Source organism: Psychrobacter sp. Choline-02u-9, assembly GCF_002836505.1.
Classification (GTDB): domain Bacteria; phylum Pseudomonadota; class Gammaproteobacteria; order Pseudomonadales; family Moraxellaceae; genus Psychrobacter.
This window is the reverse complement of record NZ_PJBF01000044.1, coordinates 1-12,882: the sequence shown is the minus strand read 5'-3', so window position 1 is coordinate 12,882 and position 12,882 is coordinate 1. Positions and strand designations below refer to the sequence as shown.

General features: G+C 44.2%; 7 protein-coding genes. 2 read left to right on the top strand and 5 right to left on the bottom strand.

Annotation, left to right across the window (positions count from 1 at the left end):
• Positions 1-320 precede the first annotated feature (320 nt).
• On the bottom strand, positions 321-827 hold the full coding sequence (locus tag CXF69_RS05030) for a hypothetical protein (protein WP_101206074.1): 507 nt from the start codon (positions 825-827) through the stop codon (positions 321-323).
• Positions 828-1,126: 299 nt separating this feature from the next.
• Here CXF69_RS05030 and CXF69_RS05025 point away from each other — a divergent pair, with 299 nt between their 5' ends.
• Positions 1,127-1,957 (top strand): Cof-type HAD-IIB family hydrolase, encoded by an 831-nt coding sequence (locus tag CXF69_RS05025; protein WP_101206075.1) that lies wholly within the window; start codon positions 1,127-1,129, stop codon positions 1,955-1,957.
• Between the two features lie 218 nt (positions 1,958-2,175).
• On the opposite strand, the gene CXF69_RS05020 is transcribed toward CXF69_RS05025, so the two are convergent.
• The gene (locus tag CXF69_RS05020) at positions 2,176-3,003 is read right to left on the bottom strand and encodes a 3-oxoacyl-ACP reductase (protein ID WP_101206076.1); all 828 of its coding nucleotides are present in this window, start codon (positions 3,001-3,003) and stop codon (positions 2,176-2,178) included.
• A 374-nt stretch (positions 3,004-3,377) separates the two neighbouring features.
• On the opposite strand from CXF69_RS05020, the gene CXF69_RS05015 reads away from it, so the two are divergent.
• On the top strand, positions 3,378-4,511 hold the full coding sequence (locus CXF69_RS05015; RefSeq protein ID WP_101206077.1) for an ABC transporter substrate-binding protein: 1,134 nt from the start codon (positions 3,378-3,380) through the stop codon (positions 4,509-4,511).
• Between the two features lie 82 nt (positions 4,512-4,593).
• Here the strand turns inward: CXF69_RS05015 and CXF69_RS05010 are convergent, their stop codons facing one another.
• The 3 genes from CXF69_RS05010 to gltB all read right to left on the bottom strand — a co-directional run bounded on the left by CXF69_RS05010 (position 4,594) and on the right by gltB (position 12,127).
• The gene (locus CXF69_RS05010; protein WP_101206078.1) at positions 4,594-5,805 is read right to left on the bottom strand and encodes an FUSC family protein; all 1,212 of its coding nucleotides are present in this window, start codon (positions 5,803-5,805) and stop codon (positions 4,594-4,596) included.
• Between the two features lie 205 nt (positions 5,806-6,010).
• The gene (locus CXF69_RS05005) at positions 6,011-7,432 is read right to left on the bottom strand and encodes a glutamate synthase subunit beta (protein ID WP_058024467.1); all 1,422 of its coding nucleotides are present in this window, start codon (positions 7,430-7,432) and stop codon (positions 6,011-6,013) included.
• Positions 7,433-7,663: 231 nt separating this feature from the next.
• Complete coding sequence (gltB, locus tag CXF69_RS05000) at positions 7,664-12,127, bottom strand: glutamate synthase large subunit (RefSeq protein ID WP_101206079.1); 4,464 nt, start codon at positions 12,125-12,127, stop codon at positions 7,664-7,666.
• Positions 12,128-12,882 lie beyond the last annotated feature (755 nt).

The following is a 12,882-nucleotide window of genomic DNA, read 5'->3' as shown; positions in this document are numbered from 1 at the left end:
CCAATATTCATAGTAGTAAAATTATACTACAAAGTTGTCACGTTCAGTATCTTGGCATTATTCCAATAATTAACAAGCCTAATCTATATTCTCCTATAGCCCTGCCTCAACGCACTTATATGACTAAGTCATGTTTACTTATAGACTAAATTCTACAAGCATTTATCAGGGTCTTTAATGTCTATTAAGCTAGCCCGTTTATAGGTATATGAAACATAACCTACCCTCAATAAAAAGCCGTCTATGCTATGTATAAACAGTTTTGTATAGACGGCTTTGTTGCATACTAACTGTTGCATATTGATTGAGTAGCTAACGTATCAATACCGTCCCATCTCAACTGTTGTTTCAGCAAGTACCGAGTCGCCTTGCCATGCTTGTACATCTACCGTATACAGATGGTTCTTGCCGCCAGAGCAAGGCGGCTTATATGCACCGCCCGCCTCACCTTTACGGTTACGGTATTCTGCGACCATCTCAATATCTACTGGTACTTCGTAAGTATGACCAAACACTCTTGGCACTTCTGCGCTCGTAGCACCCTCTGGTAGTGCGAACTCCACAATGCCATGGCCACCATGCTGCATACGTTTGTTGCTTACATCGTTATAGACGAATACCAAGCTTTCCGCGCCTGCCGGAATGTTTGAGACAGTCATGCTAGGCGTGGCTGGACTTTTGCCACCATAGTTTAGACATTGCTGCCCCTCAGGTATTTTTTTGCCATCCCAAACAGCATCATTAAATTTAACATCCATTGCAAAAGCATTGGTAGATAAAGCTAATGTTGCAAAAACTGTAATCGATTTTAAGGTAAAGAATTTCATACTTATTCCTTTAGGTAGCTGATGCATTAATAACGAGAGTCCATCTTATTTGGTAGATTGTTTTTGATAATTGAATATAACTTTATAATACATAGACACGGTTAAGTTAATCATATCGTTTAGCATTTTTGTTAATCCTCTGGACAAGCAATGAGCGGTTCTACAGGCTACATCCAAATACTGTTTCAATAAGCATGCTTGCAGCATCATAGGTTACTCGATAGGTATTTATCTGATTGGGTATGTTGTAGTAGTATCTGAATCATTGTATCTACACGACTAAAAATAATAGGATTATCATGTTTATCGAAGATAAGATTGCCAAAGAAAGTATGACTACTAAGATTTCGACCCCAAAAATCATCTTTTTTGACATCGATGATACCTTGAGCCGTAACGGCATTATCGCTGAACACAATAAAGCGACGCTTGAGCAGCTTGCAGATACCGATATTAAACTAGTGATTTCGACTGGCCGCTCTAAAGCCATATTGCCTGAAGACATTTTAGCGTTGCTTGATGCAGATATATTGGACGCCATTATTTGTATGAATGGACAATATAGTTTTGATAAAAGCGGCCGAATCAGCCACTACCCATTAACTGCTGAACAGACAGATAAAATCGTACGCCTATGCCAGCAGAGTGATTTGATTCATAAGTTTGACTCTGCCACTCATATCGCTTGGTCAGGTGAAAATGAACGTTTACGCGAGTTCAATGCGGTCACGCCCAACTCGATCTTTGATCCTGAGTACTACAAAACAAATACCGTCTATCAGTGCTCGGTATTTTTTAATAATCAGCAAGAAAAGATGCAAGACATCGACTTTGCCCAGTATGATTTAAAGCTGGTACATTGGCATCAGATTGGTGCCGATATATTGCCAGCAGAGGCATCAAAAGCTCGCGGCATCAAAGATGTATGCGAGTACTATGCGGTAGATGCAAGCGAGTGTATGGCATTTGGTGATGGTATGAATGACTTAGAAATGTTCGACTTGGTTGGATTTGCTGTAGCCATGGGAGATGCGCAGCCAGCTTTAATAGAACGCGCTGACTTTGTCACTGGGACGATTGAAGAGTATGGTATTCAAACCGTGCTTAATCAGTTAGCAATGAAGTCGTAAGACTGTTCAGGCACATAAAGCCATTAATGTTTATTTAATTAACGTTCAATTAAAAAAGCCCTTACTAACCGACTAGTAAGGGCTTTTTGTTATGGACTAATTTTATATAAACGTTTCAACTGGAAACTGTAGCGGTGATAATTCCAATACCTTGTCGAGTATTCATTTCATTCTTTCTACAAATCTAATAGAACGTAAGGCGTCAGTTAAGGCCTCAATTAAGGCATGGTTAAGCCACCATCGACAGCGATAGATTGTCCAGTAATAGCCATGCTCAAATCAGATGCCATGAGCAATACTGAATTGGCAAAGTCAGCTACCGAAGTCGCTTGGCGCAGCGGCGTCGTAGTCGCGATATAGTCAAATACCTCTTCAGTGGTTAAGCTGCTTGCGTCGGTGGTTTTTAATAAGCCACCTGCTAGCAAATTAACCCGAATACCATACTGTCCAAGCTCGCTCGCTAGGTTGCGGGTCAGTCCAATCAATGCTGATTTAGCCGTGGTGTAATCATAATAGGTAACCACTGGGTTGTAGACAAGATTGGTTGAGATGTTAATAATTTTACCTACTTGCTGCGCTTTCATTTGCGGCAACACTGCTTGCACTGTATTGACTGCGCCCTTGACGATACCGTCCATTTGTTGCGAAAAGTGCGACCACCTTACTGTTTCAATACTAGTGTACGCAGCGCTTGGATTGAACTGATAACTTGGCAAGGCATTATTGACCAATATATCGATACGACCATGACGAGTGATGACTTCAGCTGCCATGGCTTGTACTTGCTCAAGATCGGTCACATCCGCCTGATAAGCAAATGCTTGTCCACCTGTCGCGATGATATCAGCCACTACTGCCTCAGCAGCCTCTTTACTATTGAGGTAGTTGACGCAAACGATAGCGCCTGCTGCTGCCATTTGCTGTGCAATCTGTGCACCAAGCCCACGACTGGCACCAGTGACTATGGCAACTTTATCCGTAAGCAATGCCGGTATAACTGAGTGGCTTTTATTCAAGGCGTTTTGAGTTGAGGTACTTTCGGTCATTGTGCTGTATCCTTTATTATTATGGTATGGTTGGTGTCTTAGAGCCGAAGGCTTATACTTACTTAGATGATGTTCGTCATACTTCGGCCTGCGCCAATCATAGCATGGTTATATGCTATCTTTTTTCGATTCGACTTTAGCAGATCGCTAGCAACTCTACTCAAAATTAGCTGTCACTAAGTTAGTTTACTACCCATCTCATTAGCCCAACTGACTATTTTTATTAGTATTGTTAAGCATTACCTTAATAACAACCCTTTAAATTGTATAAACTAATGACCATAATAGTTTTATTGGCCATGTCAGGCTTGTATGTTTTTGGCTTTTTTATTGAATTTTTCTGATTTGCATTATCTTTATTTAGGAGAGATATTTTGACCCATTTATCGTCGTTCCATCCCACTACTCACACCTCGGCTAGTGTCGGTCGTATAGTGCCAAAAGCATTATTAGCAATGGCTGTCGGCTTGGTGCTTGCCAGCTGTAGCAACTCTGATAATGCAGCGGATGGCAGTGCTGCGGCGAGCAATGAGACGCTGAACCTTTACAACTGGTCAGAATATATGCCGCAAGAGATTTTAGATGGTTTTGAAGAAGAAACTGGCATCTCAGTTAATTACACCACATTTGACTCTAACGAAGCGATGTATGCCAAGCTCAAACTACTCGATGACTCTAGTCAGTATGACTTAGCGATTCCATCGACTTATTACGTCGAAAAAATGGCGAAAGAAGGACTGCTACAAGAGCTAGACAAGTCTAAATTGAGCAATTTTAAAAACCTTGATACCTCATTTACCAATACCAAAGTTGATCCTGATAACAAATACTCTATCCCTTATATGTGGGGCAGCACTGGTCTAGCCATTAACGGTGACAGTGTCGATCCGAAAACTGTCAATAGCTGGAATGACCTTTGGGACCCTAAGTATAAGGGTCAGGTGATGCTGACCAATGACGTGCGTGAAGTATTCGGTATGGCACTGCTGACTCTTGGCTACTCAGGTAATAGTAGCAATCCTGACGAAATCGAAGCCGCTTACGATAAGCTCACCACGTTGATGCCAAACGTCAAAACTTTTAACTCTGATGCGACACGTATGCCGTATATTGAAGGTGAGACTTCGCTTGGTATGACATGGAATGGTGAAGCAGTCATGGCCAATGACGAAGGTTTGACTAGCTTGGTTTATAAGTATCCAACCGAAGGCGCTATCTTATGGATGGACAATTTTGTCATTCCAAAAAATGCTAAGCAAGTTGATGCAGCACATAAGTTTATTGATTATTTATTACGTCCTGAAAATGCAAAAGTTGTCAGCGAAGAGATCGGCTACGCATCACCAAACATAGCAGCGCGTGAGCTAATGGATGAGAGCGTTCGAAACAACCCAACGATTTACCCTTCTAAAGAAGTACTGGCAAAAGCTGAGTTCCAAGAAGATGTGGGCGATGAGGCGTTGCAAGTGTATCAGCAGTATTGGGACAAACTAAAGACGGGTCGTTAATAGTTTTGATGTAGCACTTGAAAATAACGTAGTCTTTTAAAATAAAAACGCTGATCCTAAATGGTCAGCGTTTTTTTGTATGTCATAAATGTAAATCCGTCTCGCCGCCCTGCTCTTTCATCCGGCGCTGCTCGCGGCGCTGATAGCCCAGACCAGATGCAGCAAACCAATGCGGTTTCGATGTTTGCAGTAAATCACTCAGCTGCTGCAATTGAGTCTGCAAGGTTTGGGTCAACCAAAAATAGCCCTGCCACTCAAACGCCAGGTGCTGTACGCTTGGATACTCTGAGACGGCGATTCGAGTAATGGGCCGGAATACTTCGTCACTTGGACTACGTAATACCGCTGCCATGTGCTGCATCGCTTGGGTTAGCTCATGCTGATAATGTACCAATAAAATATGGTTTTCTTCATCAATGTCGATATTTGCCAAGCGCGGTGCCGCACTTAGTAGTAAATCAATCGTCCCAATGATATTACGATGAGTACGCTGAATCGTTTCTAATGTTTCTTTTTCGATTCCTGACTCACTGGCTGTCGCCGCGATATGGGGGCGCACGGCTAGCAAGCGTTTATTGATCTGCTGTAACGCTGTGACCAACGCTCTATCAACGGGTACTTCCTTGACAGGAAAAGCCACTGGGTTTAGCTTTTGAACAGAGTCGTCCACCACTCCATCCGTCGCCTCAATATGATGACCTACGCCAGCGTAGAGGCTACTACAAGCATCAAGATTACTACTCAATAAGAATCGCCACATCAACGTTGATTTAAGCGGCAAAATCAGCGTCACTGCTACCGAAACGCCTGTCCCCAGTAAGATATTTAGCGCGCGGTAGATGCCATCTTGACCGATGCTGTTGTGACCCAAGTCAGAGACAATCATCAACATAGTGATACCCGTTAGCAGCCCTGTATATCCGAGCTTTCTGACGGCTAAATAGCCAATGATGCCGCTTAATATACCGATAAGTGCATAATCGATCCATGGCCATGCACCTGCATTTTGAATGAACCACAGCACCCCAAGGGCCGTACCTATGCCTAATAGAGTACCCAAGACACGCTCTTTGGCTTTGGTATAGATAGCGCCTTGATACTGCAATAATCCCAAGATAATAAAAACCGTAATGGTGGTCCACTCACCATGCGGCAGGTTGGTGAGTTTATTGGCCAGTAGCGCCAGTATGACAGCCGTTCCTAAGCGAATGGCGTGCAAGACGTCGGCATGTTGATAGCGAACATAAGGCTCAGTAAATGGAGCAGTAATAAGCTGGTAAAGGGTTGATTTCACGCAAGGCTACTCTTTTTAGTGAATAAACGAGTTTTAGTGGATAAATGAGGTAAACGATAAAGCATATAGGGTACGCAAAAACATGCTAGCAGTCGAGCCTCGATTTACCAAGCATCACTCAAAAAAAACGTCTTTTGTCTGATAAAAGACAAAAGACGTTTACATCACAAACCACTAATAAATCGTGGAATCTAAATCGAGGTAATTATACTTCTAAAAAGTCTAGTATACCTTCTGCTGCTTCGCGGCCTTCCCAAATAGCCGTCACGACCAAATCAGAGCCACGTACCATATCACCACCTGCAAAAATTTTGGGATTCTGCGTTTGGAATTTAAAGGTTTGTTTTTCTGCAGCCAACACTCGACCAGAGCTGTCCATTGCCACTTGCTGCGACTCGAACCAATCAGCAGGACTTGGTCTAAAGCCAAATGCCATAATGACTGCATCACATGGGATAATCTCTTCAGAATTAGGAATCGGCTCAGGACGCTGACGTCCGCGGTTATCTGGCGCACCCAAGTGCGTCGTGACTACTTTTACCCCATTGACTTTGCCGTTTAAGCCAATGATTTCAGTAGGCTGGCGGTTGAATAAAAACTCAACCCCTTCCTCACGAGCATTGACTACTTCGCGGCGTGAGCCAGGCATATTTTCTTCATCACGGCGATAAGCACAGACGACTTTTTCAGCACCTTGACGAATACTGGTACGGTTACAGTCCATCGCTGTGTCACCACCTCCTAGTACGACAACTCTTTTGCCTTTAAGGTCGATGTACTCTTCGGCATCTTTTTCCCAGTCATTACAACGGTTGACGTTGGCAATCAGGTAATCTAGCGCATCGTAGACGCCTGTCAACTCTTCACCAGCGAAGCCGCCACGCATATAGGTGTATGTACCCATACCCATAAAGACCGCGTCATACTCAGCCAATAGCTCATCAATGGTGACGTCTGTACCGATCTCTGTCTCTAAGCGAAATTCCATACCCATGTCTTCAAAGATGACACGGCGGTTACGCATGACGTCTTTTTCCATTTTGAACTCAGGAATACCAAAAGTTAATAAGCCACCAATTTCAGGACGTTTGTCAAAGACGACAGGCTTGACACCATTTCTGACCAAGATATCTGCGCAGCCAAGACCTGCTGGTCCTGCGCCAATGATAGCAACTTTTTTGTCTGTCCAAACGACTTCAGACATATCTGGGCGCCAGCCAAGTGCAAACGCGGTATCGTTGATATATTTCTCGACGTTACCGATAGTGACTGCGCCAAAACCGTCATTCAAGGTACAAGCGCCTTCACATAGGCGATCTTGTGGGCAAACTCGTCCGCATACTTCAGGCAAGGTATTGGTGCGATGGCATAATTCAGCCGCTTGGAATATCTGTCCTTCTGTCGCCAACTTTAGCCAGTTAGGAATATAATTGTGTACTGGGCATTTCCACTCGCAGTACGGGTTACCACACTCAAGACAACGATGCGCTTGCTGGGCAACAGCTTCGTTTTCGAAAGGTTTATAAATTTCAACAAACTCTGTTGAACGCGTTGCAATGTCTTTTTTGGTTGGATCAAATCTTGGTACATCTAAAAACTGGAAGTTATTTTCTAAGCGTTTTGCCATGGTGCTATCTCTTTTATATAAGGCTCTTTTGCAGTGGGTGGTGACAGTCAGCGATGTTTGGTTTGTCTAAAATTTAAGACATATATCACTGCTGTCACGTACCTGCTGAAAACCTGTGAGTTAAAACGTCTCTAAAAACGGAACGCTGGCTAACCTGATTAAAGCGACTGCCGATCCATCAATACAATCCATCAATGCATTCCATTGATACGATAGGCAGTTACGTATCGGCTATTGTGGGTCGGCCATGGTAGTTTTAAGAAGGCTTGCAATGTTCGCCGCTTTTGGCTTAACCAAATAGAACTTACGAACATAGTGCTCAAAGTCGTTCAGAATTGTCTGACCCCATGCACTGCCTGTTTTATCTACATGAGCTTCAATAACTTGTTGCAAATGAATGCGATGCTCTTCTGTTTGCTCGCTTGAAATACGGTTTAGATCGATTAGCTCATGGTTGCAACGGTCAAAGAAGTCGCCTTCCATATCGAGTACATAAGCAAAACCACCCGTCATACCAGCACCGAAGTTGAGTCCAGTACGGCCAAGAATCGTGACGATGCCACCAGTCATATATTCACAGCAATGGTCTCCTGTACCCTCGATGACTGCATGCGCGCCAGAGTTACGAACGCCAAAACGCTCACCTGCGGTCCCAGCAGCATATAACTTACCGCCCGTTGCACCATATAGGCAGGTATTACCGATGATGGCCGTTTCTTGTGCTACAAAGTTTGAGTCTTTCGGTGGATAAATGACAATCTCACCACCCGCCATACCTTTACCCACATAGTCATTGGCATCGCCTTCAAGCTCGATATTTAAGCCGCCAGCATTCCACACGCCTAAACTTTGCCCTGCAGTACCTGTCAGACGAAGCTTGATCGGCATATCGCTCATGCCAAGGTTGCCCCATACTTGCGCAATCTCACCAGAGATACGAGCACCAATAGAGCGGTCACAGTTGCCAACGAAATAGCTATAATCGCCGCCTGAGCCTTGGCGAATATTGACGAGCATATCGCGAATCATCTGCTCAGCGAGCAAGCCTTTATCAAACGGCTCGTTACGCTCCACCTGACACGTTTGGGCTTTGCCCACACTGGCTGGGTGACTAAATAGCAATGGCGTTAAATCAAGATGACGCTGCTTGTCCGTATTACCTTCTAAGATATCTAGCAAGTCAGTACGACCGACCAGCTCTTCCATACTACGAACACCTAGCGCTGCTAACCATTCACGTGTTTCAGTCGCCACAAATTTAAAGAAATTAATCAGCATTTCTGCTTCGCCAATGAAATGCTCATCGCGTAGCTTGGCTTTTTGGGTAGCAACCCCTGTTGGACAATTATTTAAATGACAGATACGAAGGTACTTACAACCAACCGCAATCATCGGCGTAGTACCAAAGCCAAAGCTCTCTGCACCAAGAATGGCAGCCTTGACGACATCCAATCCTGTTTTTAAACCACCATCGGTCTGAACACGTACCTTATCACGTAATCCATTCACTCGTAGAGACTGATGGGTTTCAGCCAGACCTAGCTCCCATGGCGAGCCTGCATGATGGATAGACGATAGCGGAGATGCTGCTGTACCACCATCATAACCTGAGATCGTAATCAAATCGGCATAGGCTTTTGCAACGCCTGTCGCGATCGTACCAACACCTGGACGTGAAACCAATTTAACGGATACCAATGCGTCTGGATTGACTTGCTTCAAATCAAAAATCAGCTGCGCCAAATCTTCGATAGAGTAAATATCATGATGCGGCGGCGGTGAAATCAAGGTCACGCCTGGCACCGAATAACGCAAGCGCGCAATCAGCGCATTCACTTTACCACCAGGTAGCTGACCACCCTCGCCCGGTTTTGCGCCTTGAGCGACCTTAATCTGCATCACTTCTGCTGAGCGCAGATATGCAGGTGTCACGCCGAAACGACCAGAGGCCACTTGCTTGATCTTTGAGTTACGCAACGTGCCATAACGCGCAGGATCTTCACCGCCCTCACCAGAGTTTGAACGTCCACCGATAGTATTCATCGCCATCGCAATCGATTCATGCGCCTCAGGAGACAGCGCGCCTAACGACATGCCTGCTGAGTCAAAACGCGTCAAAATCTCAGAGATATCTTCAACATCATCGACATCGATACTGTTGTCAGTCTTTAGTTGCAACAAGTCACGTAAGGTCGCCACTGGGCGGCTATTGACTAGATTGGCATAATTCTGATAATTCTCATAATTGCCCGTACGTACTGCCGTATGCAGGCTGTTGATCACGTCAGGGTTAAAGGCATGGTACTCTTTATTGAAGACAAATTTGAGCAAACCGCCCTGATCTAGTGGCGCACGACGCTTAAATGCGTTGGCAGCCAGTTGCGCTTGGTCAGCGGCAAGATCTGCAAAGGTAGCGCCTTTGATACGGCTTTGTACACCTTTAAAACATAGGCTCACGACTTCTTCAGACAGACCAACTGCTTCAAACAGCTGTGCACCGCGATACGACACAATGGTAGAGATACCCATTTTTGATAAGATTTTTAGCAAACCTTTATCCAAGCCTTTGCGGAAATTAACGCGGGCTTGAATTGGGTCACCAAGCAACTCACCAGTAGCCACCAAATCATCGATCACATCATATGCCAGATACGGATACACACAAGTTGCACCAAACCCGATCAATACAGCCACTTGATGCGAATCGCGCGCAAGACCTGTCTCAATCACCAAGTTAGCATCGGTACGGATACCTTCTGCAATCAGGTAATGGTGCACGGCTCCTGTGACCATGATGGCATTGGCAGGTACTTTTTCTGCATCGATCTCTTTATCAGACAGTACGATCAAGGTATTGCCCGAACGGATTTTATCTGCCACTTCTTCGCAAATAGCAACGATAGCATCAGATAACTCTAAAGTACGGTCATAGTTCAGATCGATACGAGCCATCTTGAATGCTGGATCATCCAAGGTTTCAAGCTGCTGCATCTTGCTGGCTGACAAGACTGGTGATGACAAAATAATACGGTGAGCATCTCTTGCTGATGGCGCAAACACATTAGTCTCAGCACCTAGACAAGTCTGCAACGACATCACGATTGATTCACGTAATGGATCGATTGGCGGATTAGTCACCTGTGCAAACTGCTGACGGAAAAAGTCACCGACATGGCGAATTTGCTGCGAGAGTACAGCCATTGGTGTATCGTCACCCATTGAGCCGACTGGTTCTTGACCATTTTCAGCATTAGGGCGAATGATTTCTGTGCGCTCTTCATTGGTGATGTGATACATTTTTTGTAGCGCTTTGAGCTTATCACCGCGGCACGCTTGCGTTGCCAATGTCTCTTCTAGACGCTCATCATCACGAACACGCGTCGCTTCTTCACGCAACCATTTGCGATATGGATGCGCCGTTTTTAGTAAAGTTGCAATAGCCGTCGTATCTAAAATTTGACCTGTTAACGTATCAATGACCAGCATTTGACCAGGTCCAACACGACCTTTTGCCAATACGTCTTGTGGCTCATAATCCCAAACGCCCACTTCTGATGCAACAGTGATATAGCCGTTCTTAGTGGTTACCCAACGTGACGGTCGCAGGCCGTTTCTATCGAGCATACAGACCGCATAGCGTCCATCTTGAATGACTAGCCCTGCTGGACCGTCCCACGCTTCCATATGCTGTGAGTAAAACTCATAAAACGCACGTAGATCCATATCCATGCTATCAACATTCTGCCACGCTGGCGGTACCAAAATAGACATTGCATGGAATAGGTTCATACCACCAGACATAAGCACTTCAAGCATGTTGTCTAAGCTTGATGAATCTGAACCGGTACTATTTACAAGTGGTGTCAGCTCATTCAAGTTAGGCAGCTTGTCTGATTTTAGCTTTGGCGTACGGGCTTTAGACCAGTTGCGGTTACCTGTAATGGTATTTAACTCACCATTGTGCGCAAGATAACGGAATGGCTGTGCCAGTGGCCAGCGCGGTAACGTATTGGTTGAAAAACGCTGATGGAATACTACGATATGTGATGCCAAACGCTCATCTTGCAAATCCAAGAAAAACGCTGGCAAATCTGAAGGCATTACCAAGCCTTTATAAATAATGGTCTGACAACTCAATGAACAGACATAGAATAGCTCATCATCCGTCAAACGCTGCTCTGCTTTTTTGCGTGCAACAAACAGCTTACGGTTGAAGTCATCAGCAGCTAGATCATCTGGCGCATTAACGAACACTTGCTTAAAGTCTGGTAATGTCTCACGACCAATCTCACCAACAATACTCAAGTCGAGTGGTACATCACGCCAGCCAGCCACTTCTAGCCCTTGGGCTGTAATCTCATCGCTTAATACTTGTTGGCTATGCTTGGCTTTATCGCTATCTAAATTCACGAACACCATACCGACAGCAAAGTTGTCCGTAATGGCAAATTGCTGCTCGTCAGCAATCTGTTTAAAGAAATCAGTAGGCGTGGCTAATAGTAAGCCACAACCATCACCAGTTCTACCGTCAGCAGCAACACCGCCGCGATGTGTCATACAACTTAAACTATGAATGGCAGTTTTTACCAAATCATGGCTCGCTTCACCCTCAATATGGGCAATTAGGCCAAAACCGCAATTATCAGAAAAATCATCTGGCGTGGCCAGGTGTGTTTGTGAGGAAATCATTGACATAGCTTGTCCTTTTAAGTAGACGGGCAACTTACATTTCCAATGCGGAGTATAAGTTGGTACCCGTAAGCAGAACGGGCTGATAGTGGATATTCGTGTGTTCGAATTGGCAAATAGCGCAATGCTCGATAGACATCATACTTTAAGAGAAAGTAAAACCCTTGACCCTCCTGGTCATTAGCTGATGTCTTGACATGTGGTCCGTGTATCAAAAGATAGTAAGTAGCAGCCCTTGGCAACGGGAGAATCTACGCCCTTAAATGCCAGTTACTCAATCAGTGATATCTAATGCCATTCATTTAAGCATCATTTGTTATGTTGTCATGTCTAGCATTTAAAGCTAAGCATACAATAACTTAATAACAGTGCACTTGTTTATCTTGAATATCTGACGCTCTGTATTCAAGCACTTTGTTTACCCTAAAAAGAGTGACAATAAGAGAGGTTGCGTCACTTACGATAACCTAATTATGGATAGTAAGTAACCGCGCTTGAGACAATAATATTTAGTAAAGAACTCTAAAAACTAAGAAAAAACCACTAAATAGTTGTTAAATAGACATTTTTTACGATAACTATACAGAACGTCGCCCACAGTTATATTAGTTAATGATTGTCGAAAAATCTAGTCTTTTCTATCGATTCATTAGCCATAAATTGTAAGAGGACTTATTACTATTGGTTATAGGACAAATAAAAATGCTGTTAAAATTTTAATGCGAACAATATAAATGACAGTTAGCAAAAGGCTTTGATAA

Excerpts from the sequence above, each read along its gene's own strand:
- CXF69_RS05030 (WP_101206074.1), bottom strand. The coding sequence starts at position 827 with ATGAAATTCTTTACCTTAAAATCGATTACAGTTTTTGCAACATTAGCT.
- CXF69_RS05020 (WP_101206076.1), bottom strand. The coding sequence starts at position 3,003 with ATGACCGAAAGTACCTCAACTCAAAACGCCTTGAATAAAAGCCACTCA.
- CXF69_RS05025 (WP_101206075.1), top strand. The coding sequence starts at position 1,127 with ATGTTTATCGAAGATAAGATTGCCAAAGAAAGTATGACTACTAAGATT.
- gltB (WP_101206079.1), bottom strand. The coding sequence starts at position 12,127 with ATGTCAATGATTTCCTCACAAACACACCTGGCCACGCCAGATGATTTT.
- CXF69_RS05005 (WP_058024467.1), bottom strand. The coding sequence starts at position 7,432 with ATGGCAAAACGCTTAGAAAATAACTTCCAGTTTTTAGATGTACCAAGA.